This is a genomic window from Sphingomonas sp. P4_G3 (genome assembly GCF_056401105.1).
In genome coordinates, this window is sequence record NZ_JBFUJZ010000003.1 from 569,692 (window position 1) to 585,333 (window position 15,642).

A 15,642-nucleotide genomic window follows, 5' to 3' on the forward strand; every position below is an offset into this window, starting at 1 on the left:
TCTTCTTCCTTCTTTTTAGACCTCATTGCCCGGAAGAAGAAAGAAGACCCTCACCCAAACCCTCTCCCGTAGACGGGAGAGGGCTTAGATCTCATGCCGCCAACGGAAAACGCAGCAGCCGGTCCGCCACCGGCACCAGCGCTTCGCCGCACCGGCCGACCGCGCGGACGATTTCCGGATGGTGCACGTCGAGCCCACCGGTGAGCGAACCGAACGCGGGCAGCACCAGCTTGGTGCCGGTCGCGACGAAGCACCGCCGCGACACCAATCGCCCGCGCACGCGGACGCGCAATTTGGGGTGGAAATGGCCGGACAATTCCGGCCGCGGGTCGCGCGGATCGGCTTCGTGCCGCAGCACCAGCCCGTCGATCTCGGCCTCGTCGACGATCTCGCCACCGCACGGATCGGCCATCGCATGATCGTGATTGCCGATCACCCAGACGAAGCGATGCGCGGCAGTCAGCGCGCGCAACCGGTCCTGTTCGGCGACGGGCAAGCGCTCGCAGCCGCGCGAATCGTGGAAGCTGTCGCCAAGGCACCAGATCTCGGCCGGAGCGGTCGCCGCGACCGCGTTCTCCAGCGCCGCCAAGGTCGCTGCGCTGTCATAGGGCGGCAGCATCTGGCCGAAGCTAGCGAACCAGCTCGCCTTCTCGAAATGCAGGTCGGCGACGATCAGCGCACGCCGCGCAGGCCAGAACAGCGCGCCGTCAGGCAGCGCGGCAAACTGATGGCCGGCGAACGAAAAGGGAACCATTTCCCATCCATGCCGTAATAGCAAGGCGCGATCAATGGCTTGCGGCAGTGCAACAAATGCCACTTGATCGGCGCGCCAACAGGCGTAAAGCGCGCCGTCCTTCCCGGCAGGCCCATCCGACTCCATGTCAGCAGCCATTTCACCCCAAAAAACGATGTCGAAAAAGGCGCTTGCCGCGCTGACCATCGGCGCGATCGGCGTGGTATTCGGCGATATCGGGACCAGCCCGCTCTACGCCTTTCGCGAAGCACTGGGCCAGGCCGCAGCCGACGGGCTGACCGCCGACGAGATCCTCGGCGTGCTCAGCCTGGCCTTATGGTCGCTGATCCTGGTCGTCTCGATCAAATATGTCACCTTCCTGATGCGCGCCGACAATCAGGGCGAGGGCGGCGTGCTCGCGCTGGCGGCGCTCGCGCGGCGCGCGCTCGGCTGGCGCTCGCGCATCGCGTTGGTCCTCGGCGCGGCAGGCGCATCGCTGTTCTATGGCGACGCGATCATCACCCCATCGCTATCGGTGCTGTCGGCGGTCGAAGGCCTGCGCACGATTCCCGGCGGTGCTGATGCGATCGGCGAGCACACCATCATGGCGGTCACCATCGTGATCCTGATCGGGCTGTTCCTGATCCAGTCGCACGGCACCGCGCGCGTATCGGGATTGTTCGGCCCGGTCTGCGTCCTGTGGTTCCTGGTGATTGGCGGGCTGGGCCTGTACCATATCGCCGACGAGCCCGGCATCCTGTGGGCATTCAACCCTTATTATGCCGCCGGTTTCCTGGCGACACATGGCGTGCTCGGGCTGTTCGTGCTGGGCGCGGTGTTCCTGACGGTGACCGGGGCCGAGGCGCTGACCGCCGACATGGGGCATTTCGGGGCGAAGCCGATCCGGCTCGGCTGGTTCCTGCTCGCCTTTCCGGCCTTGTGCCTCAATTATCTCGGACAGGGCGCCTATACGCTCAACAAGCTCGAAGCAGTGCAGGCGGCCGGCGGCAAGTTCGAGAATGCCGATTGGTTCTTCCTGATGGCGCCCGAGCAGGTTCGCCCATTGCTCGTCATCCTGGCGACCTTGGCGACGATCATCGCCAGCCAGGCAGTGATCACCGGCGCCTATTCGCTGACGCAACAGGCCGTCCAGCTCGGCTTCCTGCCACGGCTCAGGGTGCGCAACACCTCGGCCGATTATGCCGGGCAGATCTATCTGCCGTCGATCAACTGGCTCCTGCTGGTCGGCGTGCTGGTGCTGGTGATCCAGTTCCGCACCTCGTCGGCGATGGCCGCGGCCTACGGCATCGCGGTCACCGGGACGATGGTGATCACTACCCTGCTCGCTTATGTCGTGGTGCGGCACAGCTGGCATTGGCCGCGCCATTGGGCGCTGGCGCTGATCCTGCCGTTCCTGACGCTCGACCTGATCTTTTTCGGCGCCAATATCCTGCGCGTGATCGAAGGCGGCTGGGTGCCGCTGGTGATCGCCGCGTTGATCGGATTGGTCATCTTCACCTGGGTGCGCGGCAAGGCGATCGTGAAGACCTTCGAGCAACGCCAGAGCGTCCCGCTCGCCGACCTTGCTGCTGCGCTCGCGCGCCGCGCGCCCGAGCGCGTCGAAGGCACCGCGATCTTCCTGACCGGCAATCCCGACAGCGCGCCCGGGGCGTTGCTCCACAACCTCAAGCACAACAAGGTGCTGCACGAGGTCAATCTGGTCGCATCGGTGCGCACTACCGACCGGCCGCAAGTGCCGCCCGAGGAAAGGTGCGAGGTCAAACGGATCGACGACAATTTCAGCGTCGTCATCCTGCGCTACGGCTTCATGGAGACGCCCGACGTGCCGCGCGCGCTGGCCGACGCGACCGAGGCGGGGCTGATCGACCTGCACCCGATGAAGGCGAGCTATTTCATCGGCCGCAACACGCTCAAGCCCGATGCCGAGGTCGGCATGCCGTTATGGCAGGACCGCATCTTCATGTTCCTGCAGCGCAATGCCAGCGACCCGACCGACTTCCTCCATATCCCGCCGGGCAAGGTGCTCGAGCTGGGCGAGCAGGTGACGGTTTAGGCGTTCCTGAAGCGGTCGACGACCCGACGAGCGAACTCAAATTGACTCGCGGGACGTCAGCAGCCAAGCGCTCGAGCCGGCGCGCTGGAAGTGCACCAGCAAAAAGGGGAGTACAAATATGAACGGCCCGACGATCGACCGCCGCGCGCTGCTGCTGGGGACCGGCGCGGCCGCCGCGGCACCGGCCATCGCACGAGCCGGCCGCGCCCGCCGGAGCCCCCCGCTCGCGTCCACGCCGCCAATGGGGTGGAATAGCTGGAACAGCTTCGCCACCACGATCAACGAAGCCCAGGCGCTCGAGACCGCGACAATCATGGCGGCCAGACTGAAGCCGGCCGGCTACGACATCTTCACCATCGACATTCAATGGTACGAACCCGGCGCATCGAGCTACACTTATGCCGCCAAGCCAATGCCGACGATGGACGGCAATGGTCGGCTGCTTCCTGCCCCCAATCGATTTCCGTCGAGTGCGAACGGACGCGGCTTCGCGCCGATCGCGACGCACGTCCACCGGCTCGGGCTCAAGTTCGGCATCCACTTGATGCGCGGCATCCCGCGGCTGGCGGTCGAGCGCAATTTGCCGGTGCTCGGCACACGCTACAACGCGCGCGATATCGCCGATACCGCCAGCATTTGCCCGTGGAATCCCGATATGTACGGAGTCGATATGACCCGGCCGGGCGCGCAGGCTTATTACGACAGCGTCTTCCGGCTCTATGCGTCCTGGGGCGTCGATTTCGTCAAGATGGACGATATGAGCCGCCCCTATGACGCCCACGCGCCCGAGATCGAGGCCGCGCATCGCGCCATCCTTGCGACCGGGCGGCCGATCATCCTCAGCCTCTCGCCTGGCGAAACCCCGGTGATCCGCGCCGATCATGTCCGCAAACATGCGCAGATGTGGCGTATCTCGGACGATTTCTGGGACGAATGGCCGCTGCTGGAGGCGCAGTTCACGCGGCTGGAGAATTGGAACCCGCATCGCTCGCCCGGCTGCTGGCCCGACGCCGACATGCTGCCGCTCGGCCGCCTCGCGCTCGGGCAGCGCGACACCAAGTTCACGCCCGACGAGCAACGCACCCTGATGACCTTGTGGTCGATCGCACGCTCGCCGCTGATCATGGGCGGCGACCTGCGCCATCTCGACCAGGCGACGCTCGATCTGCTGACCAATCCCGAAGTGATCGCCGTCAACCAGCAGTCGAGCGACAACCGTCCGCACTTCCTGGCCGACGACACGCGTATATGGTCGGCGCGCCATCCCGACGGCGACACCTATCTCGCGCTGTTCAACACCGCTGCGAAGCCGCGCGAAATATCGATCGCCCTCAGCCAGCTCGGCCTGCGTGGCACGGTGCGCGTGCGCGATTGCTGGGCGCGCGCCGATGCCGGGACGGCGACGGGCCGGATCGTACGGAATGTGCCTTCGCATGGCGCGGCGTTGCTGCGTTTGAGCGGCGATAACCAGCGGTGACTTAGCTACTGGTGAGGCCAATGGCCCCTCCGGGTAGGCACCCACTTTGATCCGTTCACCGGTGAAGAAGGACTGAGTTACCCCGCATACGCCTTCACCAGGTCGTAGAGGTAATCGCGGCCGACATAGAGCGACTCGACGCGGATGCGTTCGTTCAATCCATGGATGCCGCTGAAGTCGGATTCGATGAACACGCCCGGCGCGCCATAGGTCGGGATGCCGATCGCTTCGAAGAAGATGCCGTCGGTGGCGCCGGTCGACATGCTGGGCAGCATCGGCACGCCGGGGAAATATTTGTCGGCCAGCGTCTTCATCGGTCCGACGATCTTGGGATCGAGCGTCGGCGGGATGCCGATCGGGCGGACTGGCTGGTTGGCGGTGACGGTCACCTTGGACCCGGCCAATTCTTTCAATTTGGCGAGCGTTCCGTCGACGCTTTCGCCCGGGAAGATGCGGCAATTGACGTTGGCGGTGGCCTTTTGCGGCAGCGCGTTCTCGGCATGGCCGGCGTTGAGCAAGGTCGCGACGCAGGTCGTCCTCAGGGTCGAATGCATCGCCTTGTCGAGCGAGACGATCTTGTCGGCCTCGGTATCACTGGGATTGGCGAGCAGCCGCTTGACGGCGGCGGCCATCGGCGCCGGTGTCTGCGGCGCGCCGGCGACCGCGGTGAAGAAGGCGCGGGTCGTGTCGGTGAACTTCACCGGGAATTCGTAGCCGCGCACTTTCTCGAGCGCGTCGGCAAGCTCGTAGATCGCGTTGTCGGGCACCGGCTGCGAACTGTGCCCGCCGGGATTGGTGGTGGTGAAGGTGAAGTTCTGCGCCGCTTTCTCGCCGACCTGAATCGCCAGCAACTCGCGCTCGCCCTTGGCATTGTAGCGCCCGCCGCCGCCTTCGTTGAGCGCAAATTCGGCGGCGATCAAATCGGGCTTGTTCGCGGCCAGCCATTGCGCGCCGTTGAACGCGTAAGTGGTCTCTTCGCCGCACGTCAGCGCCATCTTGATCGTGCGTTTGGGCTTGTACCCGCTCTGCTTGAAGCGGATCATCGCATCGGCCCAGATCGCCGCCATCGCCTTGTCGTCGACGGTGCCGCGGCCGTAATAAAAGCCGTTCTCCTCGATCAGCTTGAACGGATCGCGCACCCAATCCTCGCGCTTGGCGGCGACGACGTCGATATGCGCGAGCAGCAGCATCGGCTTGGCCTTGGGATCGCTGCCCTTCAGGGTCGCGACCAGCCCGCCATCCTTGGGGTGATCGGGGACCGAGAAGGGCGTCAGCTCGCTGTCGCTATAGCCCGCCGCCTTCATCCGCGCGGCGATCTGCGCGGTCGCCTGGGTGCAGCTGCCGATGTCGACCACCGTGTTGGTCTCGACCAGTTCCTTGTAGAGGCCGAAAAACGCTTGCTGGTCGGGACGGAGGTCGGCTGCCGCTCCGACCACCGGTTGCGCGACGAGGCCCGCCGCAATGATCCATCCCAAAGCGCGCATGCCGACCCCCGATTGTTGCGATGACCAGGAGACTAGAGCGCGAAATCAGGCGGCTGGCAACCGCCCGGGCTCAGGGACGCATGCGGGCCGAACTCGCCATCACGTTGCGCGGCAAGGTCAGACGGATTTCGCGATTGGCGAAATCGATCTGGACGCGGCGGAACAGCCGCAGCGAATCCATGCCGAGCATCAAGGCCGGCGTATCGCTCAACCCGAACCGCTTGAACGGCACCGCATCGGCGAACGCGATCGGCAATCCGTGGAAACCGACTCCCGCAATGTCGAGCGAGTCGATCACGCGGTAATCTGCCAGGAGATATTGGCCGGTCACCGCTTGCAGCGAGACCGTGCCGAGCGACTTTTCGGTCTTCACGCGCTTGAGCAAGGCGAGGTTGCCTACCGTCACCGGCGACCCGGTGTCGATCACCACCGAGATGCGTCTGCCGCGATAGCGCGCGTCGGTGACGATCAGCTGCCCGTAGAGATTCTTGGCCTTGATGACGATGTCGTCAGGGCTGCCCATCAGGCCGCGCTTCTTGGAAGCGCGAACCTCCATCACATTCTTGTCGAAATCGATCGACACGGCGTGGCCCTTGAGCGCGTCGATACCCAGCATGCCCGGCGCGCCGAGATTGGTCGCCTCGACCGCCGGCGCCTCGATCAAGTCGGGCGCGATCATGTTCACGCGGAGATCGGAGAGCTTGTAGGTGCCGAGCTCGGTCTGCCCCGCCATCGTCGTCACGCGGACGCGGCGTCCGGTGGCGAGCTTGAGGACGTCGGCCAGTTCGCGCGACACCACCGTCCGTTCCGACCCGGTATCGATGATGAAGGAATAGGGACCGCTCGGCCCGATCGACACGGGAACGGTCATGCGCTGATCGGCATCGGCGAAGCCGAGCAGCTCGGATGCGGTCGCCGCGGTGGTCGCGCCGGTCGCCGGAACCACCGGCGGATCCTGGGGAACGCCGCTATCGGCCGACGACGGGGCACCCGTCGCGACAAGGGCCAATATCAGCAAGGGGATAAACCCGCGCATGACCGAATGCTACGCCTGTTCCGGTCTTGTACCAAGCGAATTCGTTGGCCTCAGCCCGGCGCCGAATCCCCCTCCGGCACGGGTGCCAGCGCCCGCGCGACCGGCCGCGCGATCGCCAGCATCAGCACGCCGCCGACCATTCCGATCGCCCCGTCGAGCGTCCAGAAAGCGGCCGGGCTCATCGTGTCGTAGAAGCTGCCAACCCAGCCCATGATCACGCTGCCGAGAAAGAACGACAGGAACACACCGCCCATCAACGTCCCGGTCACTTGCTTGGGCGCCGCCTGGCTGATCAGCGCCAGCAACACCGGCCAATAATAGAGGAACGCGACCCCCATCCCGAAGAAACCGATCAACGCCCACCACACACCGGTCTTGCCGTCGGGACCGGCCAGCAGCGCTCCGGCGACGAGGACGAAAGCGGAGAGGCCGGTGAGCAACGATCCGATCGCGATCTTGACGACGTCCGACGGCTCGCGCCCGCGCTTCGCCTGCCACGCCCACAACGCGACCAAAGGCGGCACCGCGACGACCGAGGCGAAGGGATCGATCGAGTTGAACCACGACGGCGGGACACCACCCCATGGCGTCGACAGGCTGACATGCTGGTCGACCCACAGCACGCCGATGCTCCAGATCATCGGATAAGCGACATTGGGGAACAGGGTCATCGCGGCGACCAGGATCAGCAGCCACATCCGCTTGCGCTCGGCCGCGGTCATCGGCGGCAGCTCGACGCGGTCGGCGCGCGGGCTGCGGCCGGCCAGATGGCGCTGGCCGGCGAGGTAGATGACAAGCGCCAGCAGCATCAGCCCGGCCGCCGCGCCGAAGCCGGCGTGCCAGCCGTAGACGGCGGCGAGCGTCCCGCAAGCCAAGGGTCCCAGGATGGCGCCCACGTTGATGCCCGCCGAAAAGATCGTGTAGCCCTGCGTCCGCCGCGATTCCGCTTCGGCCGGATAGAGCTCGCCGACCTGCGCCGAGATATTGCCTTTCAGGCAACCCGAGCCGAGGATCAGCAACAGCAAGGCGATCAGGAACGAGGCGTCGAACGCCATCGCCAGATGCCCGGCGCACATCAGCAGCGCGCCGATCACCACCGTGGTCTTAGCCCCCAGCCAGCGATCGGCGATCAGCCCGCCGAGGATCGGGGTGAAATAGACCAGGCCGCCGTACCAGCCATAGATCAGCGACGCGAAGGCGACGTTGCTGAGCGCGCCGTGCCATCCGAACACCTGGCGCAACACGGCCAGCCCCAGCACGTGCTCGGCATGGCCCGGCAGGAACAATTGCTGGACCATGTAGAGCGTCAGCAGCGAGGTCATGCCGTAATAGCTGAACCGCTCCCAGCATTCGGTGAAGGCAAGATAGGCGACCCCGCGCGGGTGGCCGAAAAAAACGGTGTCGTTCTTGGAGGGCTCAGCCATAGCGCGGTGGTGCCGTAGAGCTCGGCTTGGGGCAAGCGGTCGTCTGAGATTTCGCGCGGGCGCCCGATGGTCCGTCAGGAGCTATATGTTTTCGCGCAAAGGCGCGAAGGCGCTAAGAAGGTTCGCGCGGAGGCGCAAAGGGCGCGGAGAACAAAGAGTCTCGCAAAGGCCACGCTCTCGGTTATCGCGCGCGCCGTCCGGAAGGAAAACACCTCTGCGTTCTCCGCGCCTCTGCGCGAAAAAGCGCTTCGCGCCTTCGCGTGAACTATATCAGACCGTCGGGGCGAAGATCCCCAGACGCTGCCCATTGCCCCTATCGCACCATCGCCCTAGCCTCACTCTTTCGAGTGGGAGCGGGTGCGTGACGATCGAAGAACCGGATGCCGGGCCCCGACCCGTCGATGCGCCGCATCGCCGCGAGTTCCTGGGACATCCGCTCGGCCTGCCGGTCATCGCCTTCACCGAGGCGTTCGAGCGCTTTTCCTATTACGGCATGCAGACCTTGCTGGTGCTGTACATGGTCAAGGCGCTGCTGCTGGCGCCGCATGTCGAGCATATCGTCGGGTTCGGCTGGTTCAGCAGCGTGCTGGCGGGGATCTACGGCGCGCCGCCCAATACCCAGGCGCTCGCCTCGCACATTTTCGGCACCTACACGATGCTGGTCTATATCACCCCGATCCTGGGCGGGCTGCTCGCCGATCGCTGGCTGGGCAAGACACTGACCGTGACGATCGGCGCCTTGCTGATGGCGGCGGGCCATTTCCTGATGGCGTTCGACGTGTCATTCCTGCTCGCCTTGCTGTTGCTCGTGCTCGGCGTCGGCTGCCTCAAAGGCAATCTGGCGAGCCAGGTCGGCGCGCTCTACGCACCAGGCGATGGTCGTGCGACCGACGCCTTCCAGATCTATTATATCGGCATCAGCTTTGGCGCGTTCTTCGCGCCGTTGGTGTGCGGCGCGCTGGGTGAGGAAGTCGGCTGGCATTGGGGATTCGGCGCGGCCGGCGTCGGCATGGTGATCGGGCTGGTCATCTATCTGGCGGGTCGTCGCCATCTGCCGCCCGATCCGCTGATCGAGCGGCGAGCAGCGCGCGCATCGGCCGCGCCACGCCCGGCGATGACGCGGCGCGATATCGTCGTGCTCGTGCTGCTGCTGTTCATGGTCCCGGTGCTGGCGGTGAGCGCGATCGGCAACCAGCAGATGTTCAACGCCTATCTGGTCTGGGCCGACCGCAGTTATGAGTTCATGCTGTTCGGTCATCGCATGCCGACCTCGTTCCTGGTCTCGTTCGACGCCTTCACCGGGTTCGTGACGCTGGCCGGGGCGGTGGCGTTCTGGCGTTGGTATGCGCGGCATTGGCGCGAGCCCGACGAGATGACCAAATTGATCATCGGCTGCCTGATCTCGTCCTCCGCCTTCCTCCTGGTGATGATCGTCGCCAGCCGTCACGAAGCTACCGGGGTCAAGCCGGCGTTATGGGTCGCGCTCGCCGTCAACACGCTCAATAATCTGGGGTTCGCCAACGTCTTCCCGGTCAGCCTCGCGCTCTATTCGCGCGCCGCGCCGCGGGCGATCTCGGGGACGGTGGTCGGCATCTATTATCTGTTCCTGGCGCTGGCCAATTACCTGGTCGGCGTGGTCGGCGGCTGGCTGGAGATCATGCCGGCTGGGCGCTTCTGGGGAATCCATGTCGCGGCGATCCTGGGCGCGGCGGCGGTGTTCGTGGCGATCAAGCTGGTGTTCGGGAAGTTGTTGGTGCCGGAGCAGGTCGCAGGTTAGGCCCGCCGCGGGCAAAGCCCGCGTCGGACGGCGCTTGAGCGCCGCCGGCCGGGCTCGCCTCGACCTCGATTTCAGCTTCGCTGCAATCTTCGGCGGCGAGCTATTCCGCCGCCAGCAGACTCTCCGCGCCGCCGAGGTCGACCGATACCAATCGGCTGACGCCGCGTTCGACCATCGTCACGCCGAACAGGCGGTGCATGCGGCTCATCGTGACCGCATTGTGCGTGACGATCAGATAACGCGTCGCGGTTTCCTGGGTCATGCGGTCGAGCAGGTCGCAAAAGCGTTCGATATTGGCGTCGTCGAGCGGGGCGTCGACCTCGTCGAGCACGCAGATCGGCGCGGGGTTCGTCAGGAACAGGCCGAAGATCAGCGCGACCGCGGTCAGCGCCTGTTCGCCGCCCGACAGCAAGGTGAGCGATTGCAATTTCTTGCCCGGCGGCTGCGCCATGATCTCGAGCCCGGCCTCGAGCGGATCGTCCGAATCGATCAGTTCGAGCCGCGCCGCGCCGCCGTTGAACAGGGTCGTGAACAGCCGCTGGAAATGACCGTTGACCGCCTCGAACGCGGCGAGCAGGCGCTGTCGCCCTTCGCGGTTGAGCGTGCCGATCGAGCCGCGCAGTTGCGCCACCGCCTGGCCGAGTTCGTCGCGCTCGACCGCCGCGTCGGTGCGCTGCGAATCGAGTTCGGCGAGTTCGGTTTCGGCGACCAGATTGACTGGCCCGAGCCGCTCGCGATCGATCAGCAATTTGTCGTGTTTGACCGATTCGTCCTGCGGATCGCCGACCTCGTCGAGATCGAACCCGACGCGCTCGCCGAGCAAGGGCGGCGGGCAAGCGAAGCGCTCGCCCGACAGTCGCGCCATCTCGATCCGGCGCAGATCCTGGTTTTCCGCGCGCGCCGTGGCTCCAGCGCGGGCCTCGCGCGCCAGCGACAGCGCTTCGGCGGCGATGCGGCCCGCTTCCTCGGTCGTGCGGACGCGCGCTTCGGCCTCGCGCTCGGTGACCGCCGCGGTGTCGGCGGCAGTGCGCAGCTCGGCATGGCCGGCTTCGTGCGCGGCAATCTGCGTGGCGAGTTCGGCCGGGCGCGCTTCCGCCGCTTCGGCCTCGGCCGCCAGTTGCGCCTCGCGTTTGTCCATGTCGGCGATGCGCTTGGCCGCCTCGCCGGCGCGCGCTTTCCAGCCTTTCTGCTCGGCCTCGGCCGCCGCCAGCCGTTCGCGGTCGGCGGCGATCGCGCGATCGAGCTGGGCGCGATCGGTGCGCGCGTTGGAGGCATTGGCGCGGCGCGCCTCGGCCTCGGCCTGGAGCCGCGTCACCGCGGCGCGCGTGTCGGCGCCATCGGGCAGGGCTGCCCGCGCCGCCTCGGCCCGCGCCAGTTCGGTTTCGGCTTCACCGACTTCGGCCGCCACGCGGCGCCCGCGCGTGTCGAGATCGGCACGCTGCGCCTCGATCCGTTCGAGCTGCGCTGTGGCGCGATCCTCGGTGCGCGTCGCCTCGCGCGCGGCATTCTCGGCGCGCTCGAGCGACGCGCGTGCGGCCTGGGCATCGGCGCGCGCGGAAGCGATGCGGCGTTCAGCTTCGTCGAGCTGGCCATTGGCTTTCTCGACCGCGCTCTGCGCTTTGGGGCGTGCCTTATTGAGCGCCGCCAAGCGGTTGATTCGCTCGAGCCGTTCGGCGGCGGCGGCGCCACCCGACTTGGCGACATAGCCGTCCCACCGCCGCAAGGTACCGCCGAGCGTCACCAGCCTCTGCCCGACCGCGAGGACATGGCCGTCGTCGCGTTCGGCGACCAGAATCTGCGCCAATCGCCTCGCCAGCGCCGCGGGCGCTTCGACATGATCGGCGAGCCGCGTCAGCGCGCCTGCCGCCGGATCGCCCGGCTGCGGCTCGGCGCCAGCCCAATAGCGATCGGCCGCGGCGTCGAGCCCGGTTTCGAGATCGTCGCCGAGGGCGGCCGCCAGCGCGCGCTCGTACCCCGGCGCGGCGCGGACATGGTCGAGCAGGCGGTCGCGTCCCGACGGGCGGGTCGTCTTTTCGAGCGCGAGCACTTCGCTTTCGATCGCGGCGAGCTCGGCGCGTGCCGCGGCCCGCGCCTGTTCGGCGGCGTCGCGCGCCTCCTGCGCTGCGCGTTCGTCGGCGTCGGCACGGGCACGGGCGCCGCGCGCGGTTTCGGTCGAATCGAGCGCGTCGGCGCGCGCCTTGATCGCGCGGTCGCGTTCCTCGCGCAGCGGCGCGGCATCGCCCAGCGCCTTCAGTTCGGCGGCCAGGCTCGTCTGATCGCGCAACGCGCGGTCGTGCCGCGCCTTGGCCGCCGCCGCCGCCGCGTCGGCAACACGCGCATCGGCGAGTTCGGCCGCTTGCCGGCTCATCGCTTGGGCAAGCGCGACATCGGCGTCGCGCGCCGCGCGTTCGGCCTCGGCCAAATTGGCGTCGAGCGCGGGGAGCCGCGCGGCGGCCTCGTCGGCGCGTTTCGCCAGCATCTTGGCTTCGGCATCGAGCCGCGCCAGCGCCTCGGCGGCATCGACCGCCAGCGCCCCTTCGCGCTCGCGGTCCTCGCCGATCCGGTTGCGTTGTCCAGCAAGCTCGACGATCCGCCGCTCGGCCGCGCCGTGTTCGGCGCGCAGACCGGCGAGCGCATGCGCCGCCTCGCTCGCCGCTTCACGCGCCGCGGTCGCCACCGCGCGGGCGTCGCCCAGCGCTTCGGTTGCGGCATGCTGGTGCGCGGTCGCCGCGCGCTGCGCCTCGGCGGCGGCCGCCACTTTCTCCTCGCATTGCGCGGCTTCAGCCTTGGCGGCATCGGCCGCCGTCGCGGCGTCGCGCCAGCGCGCGAAGACCATCCGCCCTTCGGCGACGCGGATCTGATCCGAGAGCAGCCGATAGCGCTCGGCCTGGCGCGCCTGACGCCGCAGTGCCGAGGCGCGCGCTTCCTGGTCGGCCATGATCTCGTCGAGCCGCAGCAGATTGGCTTCGGTCGCGCGCAGTTTCTGCTCGGCATCCTTGCGGCGGACATGGAGACCGGCGATCCCGGCGGCCTCCTCGAGCATTGCGCGGCGTTCGGTCGGCCGCGCCGAGATCACCGCGCTGATCCGACCCTGGCTGACCAACGCCGGCGAATGCGCGCCGGTCGCGGCATCGGCGAACAGCAAGGCGACGTCCTTGGCGCGGACGTCGCGCCCGTCTATGCGATAGGCCGATCCCGCGCCGCGCTCGATCCGCCGCACCACTTCGGTCTCGCTGCCGTCGATCTCGGCCAGGATCGACACTTCGGCGAAATCGCGCGCGGTGCGCTTGTCGGTGCCGGCGAAGATGACGTCGTCCATCCCGGCGCCGCGCATCGACTTCGGGCTGTTCTCGCCCATCGTCCAGCGCAGCGCTTCGAGCAGGTTGGACTTGCCGCAGCCATTGGGGCCGACCACGCCGGTCAGCCCCGGTTCGATGCGGAGATCGGCCGCGTCGACGAAGCTTTTGAACCCCGACAGTCTCAGCCGTTTTATCTGCATTCGCTCAATGGCCCCCCGGCGCGGTCAACCGTCAGGCGCCCCGTGCCTTGAGCACGGGTTCGAGCGTCGCCCAGTCGCCGACATCGTTGAGCTTCTCGCCATTGATGATGAAGGTCGGCGTGCCGCTGATCTGGAACTTGTCGTTGGCGAACTTGGTGCGCTCGACCAGCTTGTCGACCGCCGCCTTGTCGTTGAGGCAGGCGCGCGCCTTGTCCTCGGGCAGGCCGCGCTGCTTCATGAAATCGAGATAGCCGAGCCCCTCGGCATACATGGTCGCGACCTGGTTCGGGGTCGCGCCTTGCGCCGCCTGGACCTTGGCCGACACCGCCTGCTCGTTGGTCAGCAAGGTCTGCTGGTTGGCGAACATCTGATCGAGGATCGGGAAGAAGGTCGCGGTGTCGCCCGAACATTGGCCGAGCAGGATCGGGCCGAGGTCGAGCGGACCATGGACCGGATATTCGCGGAATTCGTAGCTGACCTTGCCCGCGGAAATGTACTTCTCCTTGAGCGCCGGGAACCCTTCCTGATCGAACTTGCCGCAATAGGGGCAGGCGCGCGATCCATATTCGACGATCTTGAGCGGCGCATCGGGATTGCCCATCCGCATGCCGCCTTCGGGCGTCTTCACGACCGTGTCGACCCAGGCGGTACCGGCGGGAGCGGGCTTGGCGGCGACCGGCGCGGCAGGAGTCGCGCTGTTGGCGTCGCTGCCCGACCCGCCGCAAGCGGCGAGCGCCAGCAGCGGCAGAGCGGCGAAAAGGGGCAAGATCTTCATGTACTACTCCCTTGGGAAAATTCAGGCGCCGGCGGCGGCGAGCAGCGGTTGCAGATTGGCCCAATCATAGACGTTGTCCGCCTTGGTGCCATTGATGATAAAGGTCGGCGTGCCGCTGACGCCATATTGTTTCTCGGCGGTGTCGGTCATGGCGACGACGCGGTTGAGCGCGACGCGATCGGCCAGGCATGCCTTGGCGCGCGCGGGCGCCATGCCGCGCCGTGTGGCCAACGCGACATAGCCGAGATCATTCGCGACGGTGGTCGCGATCTGGTTGGGGCTCGGGTTGGTCATCGTCTTGAGCTTTGTTTCGGTCGCCTCGGCCTTGGCGAGCAGCGCCTGCTGGCCGGCGAACATCGCGTCGAGCAAGGGGAAGAATTGTCCCGGCGAAACGCACCGGCCGAGCAGAATCGGCCCGAGATCGAGCGCGCCGTGCACCGGAAAGTCGCGGAATTCGTAGCTGAGCTTGCCTGCGGCGATCGGGCCGGTCTTGAGCGCCGGCAAGCCTTCCTTGTCGAACAGCGCGCAATGCGGGCAAGTGCGCGAGCCATATTCGATCAGCTTCACTTTGGCGTTCGGATTGCCCATCCGCATCCCGCCTTCGGGCGTCGCGGCGACGACGTTGATCCAATTGACCTTGGCCGGGGCGCGTTTGGCCGGCACCGCCTTCTTCACCGGTGCCTTGGTCGCGGCGCCGGCGGCCAGCGGGAGCCCGGCGATCAGCGCCAGTACCATCAACGCACGGATCATTTCTCGGTCTTTCCTATAACGGGAACTTTGACGGGCCCGATGACGGGGATACCGCGATTGCCCGCGACGCCGGCGGCGAGCGCGGCCAGCACCGCCTGCAATTCGGGATCGGCGATCGCGCGCAGCCCCGGGCCGAGTTCGGCGGGCGGGATGGCGACCGGGCGCAGGCTGGGGGGCGCGGTCCGCGGCGTGCGCTCGGCGACGCGCCCCTGTTTGAGCGTCAGCCGCGCGACCGCCGCGTAACCGAAGAAGCGATTGACCCGCTCGACGATCTCGGGCGCGATATGCTGCATCATCGACGCGTGCGCGCCCTTGACCGTAACCGTCAGCACGCCATCGGCCTTCTTGCCGGGCGGGAAGCGGATCGATTCGGGCGACGATACGCCAGCATATTTGGGTCCGACGATTTCTGCCCAGCGCGTGACGATTCCGGACTGGATGAAGCCGAACCGCCGGAAAGCGGCGCCGCCGACCTGTGGCAGCAAGTCGCCGACCGCGCGCGCCGGTCCACCCCGCGGGCGCCCAGAATCCTTGGCGAAGCCTTTGGCCGGCGCGGGTTTAGCCGGGCCTTTGGGGGTGGCGCGCTTGCTCATTCGGTCATCCATGCCATAGC

The 15,642-nt window shown here is 67.0% G+C and carries 11 protein-coding genes; 3 read left to right on the forward strand and 8 right to left on the reverse strand.

Annotated features, from left to right (window positions below):
• Nucleotides 1–91: 91 nt before the first annotated feature.
• Nucleotides 92–754: a ligase-associated DNA damage response endonuclease PdeM gene (gene pdeM / locus AC1DQQ_RS10895; RefSeq protein WP_478045168.1), complete on the reverse strand. Its 663-nt coding sequence runs from the start codon at nt 752–754 to the stop codon at nt 92–94.
• Between the two features lie 154 nt (nt 755–908).
• On the opposite strand from pdeM, the gene AC1DQQ_RS10900 reads away from it, so the two are divergent.
• Nucleotides 909–2,807: a potassium transporter Kup gene (locus AC1DQQ_RS10900; RefSeq protein WP_478031234.1), complete on the forward strand. Its 1,899-nt coding sequence runs from the start codon at nt 909–911 to the stop codon at nt 2,805–2,807.
• 118 nt (nt 2,808–2,925) lie between these two features.
• Entirely contained in the window at nt 2,926–4,284 is a 1,359-nt protein-coding gene (locus tag AC1DQQ_RS10905) for a glycoside hydrolase family 27 protein (protein ID WP_478031235.1), read from the forward strand.
• A gap of 77 nt (nt 4,285–4,361) precedes the next feature.
• On the opposite strand, the gene AC1DQQ_RS10910 is transcribed toward AC1DQQ_RS10905, so the two are convergent.
• From AC1DQQ_RS10910 to AC1DQQ_RS10920, 3 genes are all read right to left on the reverse strand, one after another.
• Complete coding sequence (locus AC1DQQ_RS10910; RefSeq protein ID WP_478045169.1) at nt 4,362–5,768, reverse strand: M20/M25/M40 family metallo-hydrolase; 1,407 nt, start codon at nt 5,766–5,768, stop codon at nt 4,362–4,364.
• Between the two features lie 70 nt (nt 5,769–5,838).
• On the reverse strand, nt 5,839–6,804 hold the full coding sequence (locus AC1DQQ_RS10915) for an aspartyl protease family protein (protein WP_478041456.1): 966 nt from the start codon (nt 6,802–6,804) through the stop codon (nt 5,839–5,841).
• 50 nt (nt 6,805–6,854) lie between these two features.
• The gene (locus AC1DQQ_RS10920) at nt 6,855–8,228 is read right to left on the reverse strand and encodes a peptide MFS transporter (protein WP_478045170.1); all 1,374 of its coding nucleotides are present in this window, start codon (nt 8,226–8,228) and stop codon (nt 6,855–6,857) included.
• A gap of 361 nt (nt 8,229–8,589) precedes the next feature.
• Here AC1DQQ_RS10920 and AC1DQQ_RS10925 point away from each other — a divergent pair, with 361 nt between their 5' ends.
• Nucleotides 8,590–10,005 (forward strand): peptide MFS transporter, encoded by a 1,416-nt coding sequence (locus AC1DQQ_RS10925; RefSeq protein WP_478045171.1) that lies wholly within the window; start codon nt 8,590–8,592, stop codon nt 10,003–10,005.
• A gap of 100 nt (nt 10,006–10,105) precedes the next feature.
• Here the strand turns inward: AC1DQQ_RS10925 and smc are convergent, their stop codons facing one another.
• Genes smc through AC1DQQ_RS10945 form a run of 4 tightly spaced genes read right to left on the reverse strand, consistent with a single transcriptional unit; the run spans nt 10,106 to nt 15,622 of the window.
• Nucleotides 10,106–13,504 carry a chromosome segregation protein SMC gene (gene smc / locus AC1DQQ_RS10930; protein ID WP_478045172.1) on the reverse strand — a complete coding sequence of 1,133 codons (3,399 nt, stop codon included), beginning with the start codon at nt 13,502–13,504 and terminating at the stop codon, nt 10,106–10,108.
• 31 nt (nt 13,505–13,535) lie between these two features.
• Complete coding sequence (locus AC1DQQ_RS10935) at nt 13,536–14,279, reverse strand: DsbA family protein (RefSeq protein WP_478031245.1); 744 nt, start codon at nt 14,277–14,279, stop codon at nt 13,536–13,538.
• 21 nt (nt 14,280–14,300) lie between these two features.
• Nucleotides 14,301–15,029 (reverse strand): thioredoxin domain-containing protein, encoded by a 729-nt coding sequence (locus tag AC1DQQ_RS10940; protein ID WP_478041452.1) that lies wholly within the window; start codon nt 15,027–15,029, stop codon nt 14,301–14,303.
• Entirely contained in the window at nt 15,026–15,622 is a 597-nt protein-coding gene (locus AC1DQQ_RS10945) for a DUF721 domain-containing protein (protein WP_478041451.1), read from the reverse strand. The genes AC1DQQ_RS10940 and AC1DQQ_RS10945 overlap by 4 nt, the downstream gene beginning before the upstream one ends.
• Nucleotides 15,623–15,642: the final 20 nt, after the last annotated feature.

Bases quoted from the DNA above. Each gene is read 5' to 3' on its own strand.
- pdeM (WP_478045168.1), bottom strand. From the start codon at position 754: ATGGTTCCCTTTTCGTTCGCCGGCCATCAGTTTGCCGCGCTGCCTGAC.
- AC1DQQ_RS10900 (WP_478031234.1), top strand. From the start codon at position 909: ATGTCGAAAAAGGCGCTTGCCGCGCTGACCATCGGCGCGATCGGCGTG.
- AC1DQQ_RS10905 (WP_478031235.1), top strand. From the start codon at position 2,926: ATGAACGGCCCGACGATCGACCGCCGCGCGCTGCTGCTGGGGACCGGC.
- AC1DQQ_RS10910 (WP_478045169.1), bottom strand. From the start codon at position 5,768: ATGCGCGCTTTGGGATGGATCATTGCGGCGGGCCTCGTCGCGCAACCG.
- AC1DQQ_RS10915 (WP_478041456.1), bottom strand. From the start codon at position 6,804: ATGCGCGGGTTTATCCCCTTGCTGATATTGGCCCTTGTCGCGACGGGT.
- AC1DQQ_RS10920 (WP_478045170.1), bottom strand. From the start codon at position 8,228: ATGGCTGAGCCCTCCAAGAACGACACCGTTTTTTTCGGCCACCCGCGC.
- smc (WP_478045172.1), bottom strand. From the start codon at position 13,504: ATGCAGATAAAACGGCTGAGACTGTCGGGGTTCAAAAGCTTCGTCGAC.
- AC1DQQ_RS10935 (WP_478031245.1), bottom strand. From the start codon at position 14,279: ATGAAGATCTTGCCCCTTTTCGCCGCTCTGCCGCTGCTGGCGCTCGCC.
- AC1DQQ_RS10940 (WP_478041452.1), bottom strand. From the start codon at position 15,029: ATGATCCGTGCGTTGATGGTACTGGCGCTGATCGCCGGGCTCCCGCTG.
- AC1DQQ_RS10945 (WP_478041451.1), bottom strand. From the start codon at position 15,622: ATGAGCAAGCGCGCCACCCCCAAAGGCCCGGCTAAACCCGCGCCGGCC.